This is a genomic window from Cryomorpha ignava, assembly GCF_010686655.1.
GTDB lineage: Bacteria > Bacteroidota > Bacteroidia > Flavobacteriales_D > Cryomorphaceae > Cryomorpha > Cryomorpha ignava.
Genome location: NZ_JAAGVY010000005.1, coordinates 36007 through 52500, shown reverse-complemented (window position 1 = coordinate 52500; position 16494 = coordinate 36007). Strand labels below are relative to the sequence as shown.

General features: G+C 39.1%; 11 protein-coding genes and 1 rRNA gene (1 of these 12 only partly in view). 8 read left to right on the top strand and 4 right to left on the bottom strand.

All coding sequences use genetic code 11. The features are described from left to right. From rrf to G3O08_RS04415, 4 genes are all read left to right on the top strand, one after another. Positions 1–91: ribosomal RNA gene (gene rrf / locus G3O08_RS04430) — 5S ribosomal RNA — on the top strand; it begins 17 nt to the left of the window's first position. Positions 92–591: 500 nt separating this feature from the next. Further along, positions 592–1398 (top strand): hypothetical protein, encoded by an 807-nt coding sequence (locus G3O08_RS04425; RefSeq protein ID WP_163283477.1) that lies wholly within the window; start codon positions 592–594, stop codon positions 1396–1398. A 79-nt stretch (positions 1399–1477) separates the two neighbouring features. Continuing rightward, positions 1478–2005 (top strand): hypothetical protein, encoded by a 528-nt coding sequence (locus G3O08_RS04420; protein ID WP_163283476.1) that lies wholly within the window; start codon positions 1478–1480, stop codon positions 2003–2005. 500 nt (positions 2006–2505) lie between these two features. After that, positions 2506–8985, top strand: coding sequence for a PKD domain-containing protein (locus tag G3O08_RS04415; protein WP_163283475.1), 6480 nt, complete (start codon positions 2506–2508; stop codon positions 8983–8985). 121 nt (positions 8986–9106) lie between these two features. Here the strand turns inward: G3O08_RS04415 and G3O08_RS04410 are convergent, their stop codons facing one another. After that, positions 9107–9757: a sulfotransferase family 2 domain-containing protein gene (locus tag G3O08_RS04410; RefSeq protein ID WP_163283474.1), complete on the bottom strand. Its 651-nt coding sequence runs from the start codon at positions 9755–9757 to the stop codon at positions 9107–9109. Positions 9758–10108: 351 nt separating this feature from the next. Between G3O08_RS04410 and G3O08_RS04405 the strand changes: the two genes are divergently transcribed. Genes G3O08_RS04405 through G3O08_RS04390 form a run of 4 tightly spaced genes read left to right on the top strand, consistent with a single transcriptional unit; the run spans position 10109 to position 12624 of the window. After that, positions 10109–10771, top strand: coding sequence for an outer membrane beta-barrel protein (locus G3O08_RS04405; protein ID WP_163283473.1), 663 nt, complete (start codon positions 10109–10111; stop codon positions 10769–10771). Then, positions 10768–11379 (top strand): hypothetical protein, encoded by a 612-nt coding sequence (locus G3O08_RS04400; protein WP_163283472.1) that lies wholly within the window; start codon positions 10768–10770, stop codon positions 11377–11379. The genes G3O08_RS04405 and G3O08_RS04400 overlap by 4 nt, the downstream gene beginning before the upstream one ends. Positions 11380–11398: 19 nt before the next feature. After that, entirely contained in the window at positions 11399–12034 is a 636-nt protein-coding gene (locus G3O08_RS04395) for a hypothetical protein (RefSeq protein WP_163283471.1), read from the top strand. After that, positions 12034–12624 carry a hypothetical protein gene (locus G3O08_RS04390; protein WP_163283470.1) on the top strand — a complete coding sequence of 197 codons (591 nt, stop codon included), beginning with the start codon at positions 12034–12036 and terminating at the stop codon, positions 12622–12624. Before G3O08_RS04395 ends, G3O08_RS04390 begins: the two co-directional genes overlap by 1 nt. A gap of 50 nt (positions 12625–12674) precedes the next feature. Here the strand turns inward: G3O08_RS04390 and G3O08_RS04385 are convergent, their stop codons facing one another. From G3O08_RS04385 to dnaB, 3 genes are all read right to left on the bottom strand, one after another. Beyond that, entirely contained in the window at positions 12675–13577 is a 903-nt protein-coding gene (locus G3O08_RS04385) for a T9SS type A sorting domain-containing protein (protein ID WP_163283469.1), read from the bottom strand. A gap of 102 nt (positions 13578–13679) precedes the next feature. Then, positions 13680–14864: an asparagine synthetase B gene (locus G3O08_RS04380; protein WP_317164030.1), complete on the bottom strand. Its 1185-nt coding sequence runs from the start codon at positions 14862–14864 to the stop codon at positions 13680–13682. Positions 14865–14943: 79 nt separating this feature from the next. After that, positions 14944–16488, bottom strand: a complete 1545-nt coding sequence (gene dnaB, locus G3O08_RS04375; RefSeq protein WP_163283468.1) for a replicative DNA helicase — start codon at positions 16486–16488, stop codon at positions 14944–14946. Between the last annotated feature and the right edge of the window lie 6 nt (positions 16489–16494).

Sequence of the window (16494 nt, the reverse complement as noted above, 5' to 3'; positions counted from 1 at the left end):
TGAGGTCCACCTCTTCCCATTCCGAACAGAGAAGTTAAGCTCATTAGCGCAGATGGTACTGGTATTCCGGGAGAGTATGTCGTCGCCAATTTTTAGAACCCCTTGTAACTTTGTTGCAAGGGGTTTTTTTATGGGTTGATGTCCTGTTTTAAGCTCGTGCTGCTTGTGGTGCTATTTCTAGCTTTTGGGATTTTCAGTTCGGCTTAAATGTCCCTGTAAAACAGAAGACAGATAATTTCCAAGTTTTAGAACTTTTTGTAACTGAAACCGCATGAGGGTGATTGATTCGGATTTATGAGTTTTGAATTAATTTGTATGATCCTTTATGATAAATATATTTAGAACCTAGGATATTCATGTTTGACTTGTCATGATACCTTGGTGTGGAAGAGTTAATAGTTGTATCCGATTTTATTTGCAGGAATGGCAGGATCTAATTGCTCTATTACCTGGTACTAACTAAGCTGCATTTCTCACAGCTATGTAAGAATACAACATTTCGTTAATATTCGCTTTTTAGTTTGTTTGTTTGTTTGTTTGTTTGTTTGTCTCATTGAAAATTCAATATATTAAATTAAAAATTAGAGTATTATGAAAAATTCAACGAGATTATTTACAAACGAAAATCCAATTATTTTAACTGGGAGAAAGATTCTAGCCTTATTTGTTGCCGTCGTATTCTTCACAACGTCTTGTTCCCAATATGAGATTGATGCACCACGAAAGTCAAATAGTGATGGTAAAATGCAAGCTGCTAAATCTATGAATACTACCGGAAGGATCCATATAGAATCAATAAAATACGTAGAAGAATTTGATTATATAAATGATATTTCTAAATATGATCCGTTCATCTATACAGAAACTGGAACTAAAGAGTTTGATACCCAAACAAAATTAGCAAATAGAATATGTCACTTTTATGATTCACTTGGCTATTCGGTTGATAGAATTGCTCTAAATGACGCTGTTACTAATTCTCAAAATTTGACAGAGTCAGATCTTCTCGCAGCGGGTATGCAAATTGAAGAGATTAACTATAATGGTGAAATGACAGCTCTTTTCGATAGTAGTGCTCTTTCTCTCCGCGACTTTGAGAATGAGCTGAATAGATTGAAAACGGACTTTGAAAATGATAATTCACTTTCAGCTGCTTCAATTTTACGTCTTAATTTTAATTACGATATTGCTATATCATTGGTTTCAGAAGGACAAAATAACGGTGCGATATTAGTTGGAGATCTTGAGGATGATTTACCAGGATTGCATTGCGGTTTTTATTTAGCTTTTTATGCAGCATCTTTTATTGGGCTATGTGCAGCAACAGGCGGAATAGGTGGTGCTGCGGCTGTAGTTAGTTTTGCCGGAAGTATTGCTGGAGTAATTGAAGGATGTTAAAAATTTGCTTTCTGCGTTGAAGTAATTAATCTAAAGAAAATATATTATGGTGTTGGTTAGAAATTGGGAGATTAGGGTAATGGCATTGAGTTCGTTTTCATTATTGTTTTTGGCTTTCCTTTTGAATCGTGGTTTCTATTTTGAGTCACTTATTTTTACGAATTTGGTCGAGATATTGATCCTAATAGGTTTCTTAAGTATATTTCATGCTTGGGCATTGACAATTTTTTATAGGAATAATGACAAAGATGACTCATCAGCAGACTCAATTCACTCATTTGATTTAAAAAAACAAATTTCTAAACACATTATTTTTTCAGTTGCAGCTTCAGTATTATTGATGGTGGTTGTTAAAAAATATTATTCTGAAACATTGAGTGTTCTTCAGGTATTGGGAAGCTATTGGTTTGGAATTGTGTGTATGTTTGGTTGTTTTAAACTGTTGAGTAATTTCTCAAAAAGAAGAATATTCCGAGAAATATCCTTAAATTTTGCCATATTTGTTACTACCTACTTAGTGCTTGGGGCTGTTTTATATGAACATTCATTGATAGCTAAATTTTTGATAGACTGGTATCCATTCGGTAACGTTTTGATTAACTTTTAGATACCTTTTTTTGGCTGGTAAGAAAATAGTTTGAACTTCTGAAGGTTTTCGGAAATAATCTTTTTTTCCATTCTATATTGAGCAGAGAAGTTAAGCTCATTAGCGCAGATGGTACTGGTATTCCGGGAGAGTATGTCGTCGCCAATTTTTAGAACCCTTGTAGAGAAATCTATAAGGGTTTTTTTATGCGCGATAGTTTGGTAGTTTAATAATGTGCTGCATGAAGCTGTAATTATTTTCAACCAAACTCTCTCTCTTTCTCAATCTGCGCCCATCTGCATCTTGAATCAGTCAATATGGCTTATTGCATTGCGAACTTAAGTTTTTTTAAAAAAACTCTGTTCATTGAATCAACCCTGTACTTAATTCCACCAAAGCGCCATTTCAGCAAATGGCTCTTGGTATAGCATTAAGTATTTCTCACCTTCAAACAATGAAAACAAACCACAAAGTGCACGTTTTCAAGTTCTTAATCTAATTTTTTAACCAAAACTCAACCAATGAAAAAGTTCTCACCTGGCCTATTCTTGATAGTAGGTATTTTTTTCGCAACCCAATTATTTTCACAAGTTTATGATTGCCCAGACCTCTTAGCCAACTTTGGCGCAAGCTGTGATGACGGTAATCCAACAACAGTGAATGATATTGTTACTGAAGATTGCATGTGCCTTGGAATTAATTATGGTGCTATTGATGATTATTTCTGTGTTATTGGAGGTGATCCATTAATGCTGAATGTATTAGATAATGATGAGTTTTTTGGAGATGACTTTATTTTCGTTCAATCCCCGGGAGATGCGTGTTTTTACATTGATGAAATAGGTAATGTATATTATACTGACCCTGACGCTCCTCCATGTTGCGGCACTCATATTTTCAACTACGAGGCCTACTCCCAATTTGGCGAAATTTCTATGGCTACGGTTACAATAGTTGTAAAATGCCCAAAACCCGATTGCTCCCTGATTAATTTAGAAGACTTTCAAGGTGACGAAGGAAATCCTAGCGATCCAATTCCATCATGTGTAAGTGTCTGTGATTCTTCCAATACCACCTTCTATGTACCCTATAATTCCAACAATTCTTATAATTGGGACGTTGATGGTGGAACATTGTCATTAGGCGCTAATGCAGCGGAAATTAATGTACTATGGGGTTCAGCAGGAACGGGAAATGTAGAACTTACAATCAACGGAATGGAAACCATTTCTCTCTGCGTAACCATTATGTTGGGACCAACAGCCAATTTTTCGTCTGACGGTTATGTATGCTTAGGCAATCCAATGAGTTTCACAAACTTCTCATCCAATTCTGACCAATATGTTTGGGACTTTGGCGATAATACTCCATTGTCATCTGATATGAATCCAACGCATGAATTTACATCTCCCGGCACGCATACGGTTACCCTGTACGCAACTAAGTTAAATTACGACTTAGACGGAAATCAACTCTGCTGCTGTACGGATTCTATAAGTATGGATGTGATAGTCGATTCTTTGCCTGGGCCAAATATCTACTGGATCTCAACCCTCTGCCAGGGAGATAGCTCTAAATATTGGACGGATGCCAGTCACTGCTCTTCCTATACTTGGTCGGTTACAAATACCAATGGTGATGTAATACCATTTAACTTTTATGGACAGGACAGTTATAACGATACTATATGTGTGTTTTGGAGTGGCGGCTTCGATGGCATAGTATCACTGGCTGTTACAGGATGTGATGATACATATTGTACTGATCCGACTGAAGTTACTGTACCAATTATTCCATCCGTTTCTAATATCGACGGACCTTCAGAGGTATGTCTTAATTCCACGCATGTCTATTCTGTACCAAAATGGATATCGGCCGAATATACGTGGACTGTGCTTGATATCTTTGGTGATCCTGTACCATTTACCGGTCAAGGAATGCATCAAATTAATATCAACTGGACGGTAGCTGTTATTTCTTCCATTCATGTTGAATACACCAGTGAGTTTCTAAATGGAACAGCGAACCACTCTGGCACAGAGTGCTCTGGAGTTGCTGATCTGATGGTTCAGGTGAAACCCTATTTTGAATTGTTTACGCAAGAAACTGTAGTCTGCGTTGGCTCAACTTCTTTATTTAGCGCAACGAGTTCACCTTCGTCAGACTATTCGTGGACAATTACCCCCGCAACCGCCACGTTAGATGTGAATAATATGTCTATTACTTGGGACGGTGGGACTGGCACTTATACCTTAACAGCCACGCCTAATGATCCGTCCGTATACTGTAACAATGTGCAGACCAAAATATTTAAGGTGATCGAATTACCACCCCCGCTCACCATTGAAGGCCCTGATAGCATCTGTGCTAATGACCAAGTGTTATATACGGTGACTTCATCGGAAACGGGAGTTGGGTATATTTGGAACGTGACCGGGGGTACCCCCACATTCTCAAATTCAAATTCAATCCTTGTAACATGGGCCGGGGCGGGTAGTGTGTCCGTGTACCAATATCTTCTTGAAGAACCTGGGTGTTCTTCTGATCCCATAAGTTTGAACATTGTTGAAAAATCTGTCAATGGGCCTTTGGTTATTACCGGCAATGCGAATTGTACCAATACCATTGCTACCTATACGCTGACTCCCGCTCAAATTGATGATGCCAATATAACCTGGTCCATTAATGGAATCACTGACGGAAGTATCATATCTGGTCAGGGAACGGATGAGGTTCAAGTGCAATGGAACAATAGCCCAGGTATAAAATATGTGAAAGTTGAAGTGGAAGTTTGTGGAAATATTGTAACTGATTCTGTAGCTCAAACCCTCTTTAGTCCGATTAAACCCGTGATCACCCAAAATGGAAATTTATGTCCGGGTGTGACGGCAGTTTTAGAAACCGCGACAGGATTTGACACCTATTTGTGGAATACTCCAATTCCACCAAGTACTAGTAATACAGCGTCAATAAGCACAGCCGGAAATTATTCGGTTACAACTATTGATAACAATGGTTGCAGCGCCACGGCTTATTTCAAAGCAAGCGAAGTGCCTGGTCCAGTTGCAAATATTTCTACTGGCGATAATCCCCACTTATGCATAGATGGGGGTGGTTCTGTAAATATTGTTGCTCAAAACGATAGTTATGAATTTCAATGGTTTTGTGATGGAAGTGATCAAGGACCCTTTAGTACCACCGCTAATTTACTGCACCCAAATACAAATGTTGAACACACTTTCGCTTACAAGGTTGATGTATTAGATACCCAGACTGGATGTATAAACACATCTAACACCATTTATGTAGTTCAAGATTCTTGTATTGGAACTACAGCTCCATGTCCAGTGGATTCAAATTCAGTAGTCATAACTTCAAGCTATCCTGATTCTCCATACTGTAATGACTACATATTTGATGTTCACTTATTCAATGCTAGCATGGGTTCCTGGTCATTTGGAGACCAAACTAATTCCAATATTCAAAATCCAACGCATCATTATAATAAAGCGGGATGTTATTATGTCGTTCTCAATGCCTTGGTGCCGAGAAACGACAGTATAGGTGGATTCTGTTCAGTCGGGCGTGATACTTCAATTTGCGTTCCGGTAGCGGCTGACTTCGCATTCGAATATATAGGATGTGACTCTGTTCAGTTCACAGATTTTTCTACTTATATCGATGACCCAATTGTGTCATGGAATTGGACGTACTCACTGAATCAGAATCCCCCACAAACTTTCTTTTCATCAGATCAGAATCCCAAAGTAAAATTTGTTCCAGGATCGCATAGTGTGACCTTAGAAGTTACAAACGCTGATGGCTGCAAGGCAACAATCACCAAAATTATTGAAATCGGATCAATAAACATTAATTCAATCACCGCAAGTTCGATACCTGATCCGCCATGCGTAGGTGATGCGATAACCTTTTCAACAGATGCTCCCGGAGCAGTGGAATGGTTATGGGATTTTGGTGATGGAGCGACATTTTCTGGCACCAGTCCTATTCACTCATATATTTTAGATGGAACTTATTCCGTTATTCTGACTGTTACAGATGCAAACGGATGCACCGACTCAGGTACAATAAGCATTATTGTAAATCCGGGCATCCCAGATGGACTTGCCATTGTTCCGGGCGATACTGTAATATGTGAAGGAGACACACTAACACTCACCGCCCCTGCCGGATACAGTTATCTGTGGAATACCTTGGATGATTCGCAGACAATTGATGTATCACAAGCAGGAACGTATTCTGTAATAATTACTGACGCTAATGATTGTTCCAGGGAACTGGATGAAGTTACAATATCTGTTTATCCTGCCCCGGTTGCTATCATAACTGGAAATCCTATTATATGTGATGGAGGCTGTACAACTCTTATTTCGCAGTTTGCGCCTAGTTATTCCTGGAAGGATGGTTCAAATACGACAATAGGAACATCTTCTACCTTTCAGGTTTGTCAAGGTAATATTAACAACCCATATACGCTCACAATTACCGATGTAGATGGATGCAGCGACACCTCAGATCCAATAGATGTTGTGGTCGAACCTTCACCCAATTTTGTAGTTGATATTTCTCCGGATGCATGCGAAGGAAAACCAATCACATTATCAGTAAACCCACCTCAACAAGGCGTTCATTACAATTGGTCTACCGGACAATCCGGTGAATCCATTATTGTGTTTCAGGCCGGAACATATACTGCTATTGGAACGAATACCTCTTCAGGTTGCTCCCACGCCGCCTCCGTTACTATTCATCCATTACCAAATTTATGTCTGGTTCCGGTGGGTTGTTATGAGTTGTGTCCTGACACTATCTGTGGCCCTATAGGATTGGCCTCATATCAGTGGTTGTTTAATGGTGCACCTATTGCAGGAATAACAGGCATGGAACATTGTGTTGAAGCCTTAGTTTCTGGAACATACAATTTAGTTGGTTCAACAGATTTTGGATGCGCTGATACTTCCGGTGCACTTATTCTAGATATCCTGAATTGTGATTCAGCGACATGTGAAAAACTCATTGTGTCATCCGATCTCTTAAATAGCACAGATGGATTGGTAAATAGTTGTTGCGCTTCTTTAAGCTATACTGGAAATTTATTTGACATTATAAGTATGAAAATCCATAGTTCTGATGCCGAAATGATTTTTGATCTCAGCTCAATTAATCCTCAATTGCAAGCTACTGGATCGAATGCCAATTTTATAAGCCTAGCGAGTATTAATAATGGAGACCTCATTCCAAGTGCCATTCCAGATTTCATTGAATTCTGCTTTGGAGAGGTGAATGCTAGTCCACAAAATGTAATAATCGATTGGTATGACTTTGCCGGAGAGATAGTCTGCTCAGATACGTTGATTTTCGACTGTCCGGTGGAACCAGATTGTACTTATCTGCAAAGCGACAGTATCTATTGTAATCATGACCAAGAGGTATTGTACGATATTACAATATGCAATCCTCACAACGGTGAGTTTGCCGTAGGTTATATCATTTTTGAGGTGCTCACTCCAACAGGCGTAAATTTGACACCTCCGAACATAGACTTAAACAGTTCTGGAACACCGATCCTCCCAGGTTCTTGTCAAACATTTACGATTGCTCTGTCCGGTGATAACATTGCGGGTGGAACCTTTTGTTACAACATACTCACACATGAGTTTAATCCCGACTCTATTCCAACCACTTTGTGCTGTTCACTAGACACAATCTACTGTGTAGAAATACCAATCTGTGATCCTTGCGCTTTAGTTGGAATCGAGAGTTTATGCCCAGTCCCGGGAGAAGATTGTTGTTATAATGTTCATATTTACAATGACTTTGATGATGACTTTTTTGATGAAATATCGGTTTGTACGGTATCTCCAAATACAACATTGAATGTTGACAACCCACCAAATTCTGGCTGGTTTACTCAAAATCTAACAAATACTTCTGTTAGTTTCATACCAACTGATGGCAGTCTTGATATTGGTTTATTTCAATTACCTAAAATTTGCGTATCAAGCGAATTCGGACCCGATCATTTGGTGGAAGTAAAATGGATGAAAGATGATACAGTTTATTGTAGAGACACCATATCACTATTTTGTGAGCCTGATTGTGGATACCTATTTGATACCAATGTTTCCTGCCTTCCGGGTGATATGTGGGGATTTTCGGCATCTTTAAAGAACATGTCTGGTCATCCAGTCGATTTAGTTGCAATAACCTTCGATGACGAAATAGTAAATGGCAGTTCTGGGCAATTTCTTTTGACTGGTGGAATTCCCTCCTTAGGTGTTTATCCATTTTTCAATTTCACAATTGATAACACTCTCGCTCTGCCTGGTGACACTATATGCTTTACTGTTACCCTGCATGATGAATCTGAACAAGGAAATCATTTGACCTGCTGTAGTTTCCACTATTGCATTGTGCTTCCAGAATGTGAAGTAGATTTAGAATGTTTATGTGAGTCGGAATTCTTTGACCATTTGAATAATGGAATAACAAGCACTCAGGATAACTCCATTCCAAATCTATACACTTTCCAATTAACAGATCATGAGTATTTTCAGGGTTGCGATTTTGTGGAATGGAATTTTGCAAGTGGACCTCCTCAATATTCAAATGGTGGTGCACCGATCATACATACTTGGTCATCTCTAGTTTGCGCTACAGTTCACAGATTTGATGACAATGGAATGTATTGTTATGAACTGGTGTGTAAAACGTTTCCGCTCATTTCAGAATCGCCTCTATCGATATATCCTAATCCGACACGCCGGATTTTTAATATCGTTTCGCAGATTGAGATCGTGGAAGGTATGATCGTTGAAATTAGGGATATTAACAATAGACCGGTATTCAGAAAAGATGTCACAAATGTAAACACCGATTCTAGAATTGAAATAGATATAGCTGACCTATCATCCGGATTGTATTTTGTTCATTTCATTACCAGTGAAAATCATTGGGTAGAAAAGATAAGCAAGCAATAATTACTATGATGTTTGCCTCCATAGTGGGGGCAAACATCTATTTTTGTATCAGCGTAGTAAATTTAAGTGAGCGATTCACAGCTTGACTTGTGCTGTTTCTTTATTCGAGCTATTGGTTTTTTTACTTCAGTAGGTCTTTATCATACCCAAAAGCATCAAAATCTTCTGAATAATATTCAGCGATATATTTCCAGTTCTGCTCATCGTATGCATCTCTGTAATCCTTGTGTTTTCGAGTATTCTTCTTAGGGAGCTCATACGGTATACCCAATTTCTTGCAAACCGCATTAAAGTCGTCATTTAAACTTTCAAACTTGCCAATAAAGTCTACGGAAATATCAGCCTGTAAATTAATGATGTACGATTTTTGAGTGGGCTCTCCTACCACCTCAAGATTTTGCAACATACCTCCAAAGCTCCCATAAGATTCAATCAGTTTATACAAATTGTGCGTTGGATGGCTCAATACATGCAGATAAAATGAGTATGCGCGATCGTATGGATTTCGCACAACGCAAAATTTAAATATTCTATTCAGTTCTGCTTGCGGTAAAATGTTTTCTAAACGCTCATAAGTTGTATGCGAATCATAGGTTCGCTTGATAGATAATCCCGTTTTGAAACAGAAAACAGGATATTTTTCGAGTCTTCTTCCTATATAGTTTAATACCCCGCTCTTGCCTGAATATGGGGCGAGAACAGATCGAATGCTCGTTCCGGCTGTTTTAGGTATGTGGATAAACAAAAAAGATTTCTCTTTGGAATATAACATGGGTATCTATTCAATGATTTTGAACCGCCTATAAAAGCGGCAAATATAATGCAAAGTTGCGTCAATACTGAATTTAGAGTTTGAAATACCTAATTTCTTCTTTGTGATTTAGCTTAATGACTTATATTGTTTAGTTGTATTTCGACGTTCGTTTTAGTGACACTAATCTGGATCATCAAATTAAGAACCAAACGAAAAAATAAACATAGACGTGGATTAGGAATCGAAGCATTCAAAATAACTTATTGAAGTGAGTTAGAACATTTATTCTTATCTTGTTTTCGATAGACGAGTTTGTTTTACGAATTTCCATACGAAATTTGTAGAATTTCAACCAAAATTTCTTGAGCGATGCCTTCATTTTTTCTTCGAATTAAAGCTGCGTATGTGGTTTGTTGGATTCTGCTCGCCACAAGCGTTTTTTTTATTCCTAAATTTACGAACGCACAATTGGCCGATGTATATCTCAATGTAGGTGGTTCATACACTGTATTTCTTCGAAAGGGTGACATTCAGGTTGGCAAGAGTATACTTTCTCCGGAAATGGGTGTAGGGCTTAGTTTTTATATTAATGACAAGCAAAATTGGAAGATCAAGTCTGAATTTAAGTATTCGGGCCGAAATTACAATACTACCTTTCCACAGACTGAATTTCAATTTCGCGCGTGGGGATTACAGCTTAACGGCCTTGCTGAGTATCCGTTTTCTCAAAAATGTAGTGGCGAAGCCGGTATTGGAGTGTACTTCTACCAAACCTTTCTTTTTGAAAATGGGGTAATCAAGCTTTTAGGAGATCAGAGCAAGTCGGTGGATTTAAACTTGATTGCCGGCGTTAATTATCAGATTTATGAGTCATTATTTATAGGTTTTAGAACCAGTTTGGGTCTAATTCCTATGGTAAAGGTTAAGGCTGTTGGCAAATTTGGCGAAATGGATGGAAAGCAACATTTGCTCAATGCATTCACGCCAGAATTGTTTTTGAGAGTTAAACTTTATAGAAGGAATAAGGTATGAGGAATATATTCGCAACATTATTAGCATTTATAGTTTGCATATTGGTTTCTTGCGATTATTCTGAAAGGGATATTGCAGATCCCCGGCTTCCTCGCTATACCGAGCAAGGCGCTAATACTGCTGGGTGCGTTATCAACGAAAAAGTCTGGTTTGATCCGTGTTATTTTGGCTTATTTCCTTCATGGACAAGTTGTGATGGGCTCACTGTAGCCTGCGATAGCTTGCTAAACTATTCAGAATTGCGTTTCAGCGGGGGATATTATTCACCGGGTTTTGAAGATCTCGAATCATTGAGCGTTGTTCTACGACTTCCTTCCAAGCAGATTAGAAATTTAGGGAGTCTTAGAGCGTTGATTGGTTCGGAACTCCCCATTGATGGCACCTCAGTTTCGGCCGATTTAATTACCGATGGAGTGAGTCTTTTAGCCTGCAGCGAAGCAGAAACCGTTCAAACCGGTAAAGTTTTTTTCAGGTCTGATGGTTCTGATCATAAAGCATTTGCTGGCACATTCGGGTTTTCGGCCAGCAACGATTGCGGTAGGTATGATGTATTTTACGGCCGATTCGACTACGATGTGACCCAAGTGAATTTTATTTCATTAAATTGACTTTATACAGAATGACGGTATGAGTAAATGCTTTAAATATTGTGGAATTGTATTTTTAATGGTCTTTGAATCCGTTTTCTTTTCAAATGTTTTGTTCGGCCAAATGTATTTCCAGGGAAATCTGCAGTATAGCATTTATAACCATCATAAACCTTTAGACCTGGTAGATGTAAACCCCGATTTAACTTTTGGACTTGGTGTTATGATTTTTGCCAATCAAAAAAGTAAATTTGAGATTGGCGCAGAGCTGAACTCTTTTCATCGCAATTTTTATCAAAAATATGACGAAGCAGATTACAAGTACATATTTCGGGGTTTAGATTTGAGATTGCTAACAAATTACTCAATTTCGGAAAAGTGGAATCTAACAACCGGAGTTGTAGCCGCAACTTATTTTCCGGAAATTAGAATGAATGGTGAATATATTGTTGAAGGCGAAGGTTTTCGAGAATCCGATTATGGAGTTTTTATTGGTTGTCATTATTATCTTACCAAATCTTGGGTTCTGGGAGCCCGATTTGACTTTTGGTTTGTAAATATGCTCGAATACCAGTTAATCGGTGATTATGGTGATTTACAACCAAAGGTAAAAGACATTCGAGCTAATACAGCCGAGGTTTTTTTACGATATCAATTTTTTAACCGATGGAAATAATGCGCTGGATATTCGTTTTAATTGGGCTTTCCACTTTAATGGCTTGTAGAGATATTCCTTACGAAGCCAGTCCGCTTGATCCGCGGTTGCCAGCATTTTCTGCCGATGGTACGAATACTGCGGGAGCATATATTGACGGATACTCCTGGCTAGCCAGCCGTTCGACGGTAAGTTATGAACCCCATTTTACGATTTGTACCAATCCGGATTCTGTCGGAACCCGAATACTAGTATCAAACGGTTTTCAGATTATTGAAGATGATTTACAGAAGCGTGATGTCGGTTTTTTTCTGGGAGATTTATCCATTCGATATAAAAATCAACTTTTAGAATTAAGAGATACAGTGATTAATCTAGACGGAGTATCGAATTATGGCATGCTTATACTTGATAGTGAGTCTCCAGACACGCTAAGATATGGGGTAGGCAAGTTATATATACGCGATGTGATCTCTAAACCTGGTCTAGAGTCGCTAATCGTTTCAGGTACTTTTGGTTTCGATATTAAATCCAATGGTCTTAACCATACTGTCTATTCAGGTCGTTTTGATTATAGAATCAAGGATTCTAATTTTTGTTATTCGTTCTGACAAAGTTAAATTGAAATGAGATTGTATTTTACTTTATTATCCATCTGTGACTACTCGATTTGTAATTTCCCAAAATGCCGAACTTCAGCATTTGAAACTTCCACTACATACATGCCTGCACTTAACGCTGGAAGTTCGATGTTTGCCAATCCTGAATTAATGTTTTCTATAAAAACCGTTTTCCCATCAAGCTGCGTTATTTTGAGAGTACTGGCACCCGCGAAATCTATGTCGATGGTGAGATATTCTCTCGCCGGATTGGGGTAAAATTTTAGTTCGATGGGATCAGGAGCTGCAGAAGCCGACAGAAAACAACTCCCAAATTCAGGATTTGTGTAGATGAGTGAGGGGCTTCCAAAGCATTGCAATTTGATATCAGTTTCGTTATCGCAAGCTGGTATCGATCCCAGGGGAATGAAAAACCCAGAAGTTGCTCCAATATATTCTAATACCGAAATTTCTTGTGTGTAAAAATCCAGCTGCGGCGGGGGCATAAAAGGGTTTGAGTAAGAAAGAATCAATTCGTTTACAATCATCCCATCAATACTAACTTCGTTTACAGCCACTACTTCCACCAGAAGTGGTTGATAACTATTATTGAATTCTATTGGGATGGTATGTATCCATGTGTCTCCCGGCACGGCATTAAAATTATAAACCATTCGAAAGGTGCTATCTACCTCTGTGGCGAAATAGATAGAGTCGTTTGATTCGTAAAAGTAGTACGGTGGCGATACAGGTGAGCAGAGAAAAGGAAAGTTGTCAATATCCATTTCGAAACAAAGCTTATCGGCAAATATGGTTTGGGTAATTCCGAAAGTTGCCTGATAATGTTCAGGTTCTGACATTATGCCGTAATTATAAACCCATAAGCTACCTGTTTCAAACCATGAATTTTGCTGGGCGAAAAGGCAGAATGGTGCAAGGAAAAGGAAAGTAAAAATTGTTTTCATGGCGGTTCAATTTAGATTTGCCTTCAATATAAAAATATTATTTTAATCAAATATTTCGTAAATCAAACAATCTTGAAAACCTATTTTACTAAAGCAGCTTCATTATGTCTTCTGCTTCTTTTTCTTAGCCGCAGGAAATAGAATATTATTCAATATCAATCTATAACCTGCACTATTTGGGTGCAAATTGAGATCTGTTGGCGGATCGCCTACGCGGTGTTGGTAATCTTCCGGATCGTGGCCTGCATAAAAAGTCCATTGTCCTTTTCCGAATGATCCATGAATATATTTAACGCTGCCCTGTGCTTTGCTTTCACCCATTACAAGTACATCACTTTTAATGTACTGCTTTTTGAATGCTGTTGTTTGACCCATAAAGCCTTTAATTACAGATAGGTGGCTCTGGGTAAGCATAGTTGGAACAACGTCCCACTTGGCAGAGAAATCAAATAGGGTAAAAAAGTCTTGCGTTTGCTGTGTTTTGGTGTGAATGTCTGTAGCATCGATAGAAGAAAACTCATAAACCAGCGGATCCATTTCGAGAACGAAATTCTGAAAAGCAAATGTTTGATCAAAGTCAAGTTTTGATTGTGCTGCTCCATCTGCCGGATCACCGTCATACATGCTTTCACAAATATCTGTATTCTGTGCCGAAAGGGCTATGTCATATGTATCGGTGCCAGAGCACATTGTAAAAAGAAAGCCGCCTCCGGCAGTGTATTCTTTTATTTTTTGAGCAACTGCCAGTTTTAACTGCGATACTTTTGCAAAACCCATTTCTGCTGCTTCGGTTTCGGCATCGCGCACTTGTTGCTGATACCAGGCTGCATTTTTATAACTGCGGTAAAATTTGCCGTATTGTCCCGTAAAATCTTCGTGGTGGAGGTGAAGCCAGTCATATTTTGGCAATTCCATATTGATTATTTCTCGGTCGTAAATAACTTCATAAGGTATTTCGGCATATTCCATTACTAGCGTTACTGCATCATCCCAGGGCATTTGAGATTTTGGTGAATAAACCGCGATTTTAGGCGCTTTTTCTAATTTCACCGTTTCCATATTTACTTCGGGATCAGCAATATCGCGAATTATTCCCGCCGCCTGCACATCTGCAATCACCTGATAGGTAACTCCGCGGATAACACATTCTTCTACAATGGTCTTATATTCGTCCATCATAAAGCTACCGCCGCGATAGTTGAGCAGCCATTGCACCTCAATATTATTTTCTAATACCCAATAGGTTATTCCATAAGCCTTTAGATGGTTTGACTGAGTGTCGTCCATAGGTATTAGAATTTTTGCCGAAAAGGCAGAACCCGATAAACCAAGCAAACAGATTACTAAAAATGCATGGACTCCAATCTTAGAAAGGAGCGTCGTCATCTTTTTCTTTATTGAAAAAATCATTGTCATTGTCATTCATTCGCGATTGCATAGTGATGGTTTGAAACTGATCAAACCCACCTCCACTGTCTAAACTGCCCGGCTCGCCGTACGCCATTTCCAGATTCTCAAATTTCGCAAATTCTTTCACAAATTTCAAGGAAACTGTATCTAAAGCTCCATTACGGTGTTTAGCGATTATGATTTGTCCAACCCCTTGGGTAGAATTACCATCTTCGTCTTGTGTAATGTCGTAATATTCAGGTCGATAAATAAAAGACACGATGTCTGCATCCTGCTCTATCGCTCCAGATTCACGCAAGTCGCTAAGCATTGGTTTCTTATCGCCACCACGTGTTTCTACAGCTCTACTAAGCTGAGATAGTGCAAGTATGGGAATCTCTAACTCCTTGGCAATGGTTTTTATTGTACGAGAAATCATGCTTATTTCCTGCTCGCGGTTTCCGGTACGGTTATCGCCACCAGCCGTCATAAGCTGCAAGTAATCAATAATAATACACTGAATGCCGTGTTTTTGCTTCAGGCGACGCGCCTTTGCCCGCAGTTCAAATACTGAAAGCGACGGTGTATCATCAATATAAATAGGTGCAGTACTTAATTTTTTAATTCGTGTGTGCAACTGGGTAAATTCGTGATCTTCCAGATTTCCTTTTCGCAGCTTTTCACCTTTTATTCCTGTTTCTCCAGAAATAAGCCTGTTTACCAGCTGCACAGAAGCCATCTCGAGCGAGAAAATCGCCACAGGCACATTAAAATCTACAGCCATATTTCGAGCCATAGAGAGTACAAAAGCCGTTTTACCCATACCCGGGCGGGCGGCAATTACCACCATATCAGACTTTTGCCAGCCCGAGGTTACGCGGTCGAGCGATGTAAACCCTGTGGGAACACCACTTACTCCGTCTTTATTTTTTCGAGCGGCCTCAATGGCCTCAATAGAATCTTTAATTACATCGCTCAAGGGGCTAAAATCCTTTCGGATATTGCCTTGCGCAACTGTAAAAAGATCAGCTTCTGCTTTGTCTAAGAGATTAAATACATCGGTACTTTCTTCGTAAGCTTCGCGGATGGTGGTAGACGAAATGCGAATAAGCTCGCGGAGAATATGCTTCTGCGATATGATGCGGGCATGAAATTGAATATTTGCCGAACTTGCCACCCTATTTGTTAAAAAGCTGATGTAATAAGCACCACCAACAAGCTCCAGTTCGCCGCGTTTTCGCAATTCAGCTGTCACCGTCAGAATGTCGATGGGTTGTGAATTTTGAAACAATTCCTGTATGGCCGCATAAATCTTTTGATGATTTTCGCGGTAAAACGATGGCGGTTTAAGAATGTCAATAATATCATTTATGGCATCGCGTTCTAGCATTAAAGCCCCTAGCACTGCTTCTTCTAAATCGCCTGCCTGAGGGGGGATTTTGCCCATCTCATTGTTTTGAATGGGTAAATTGTTGCGTTTAGCTCTGCGTGTATCGGTTTGTGATTGCGAATTCTCGTCCATAGGCCA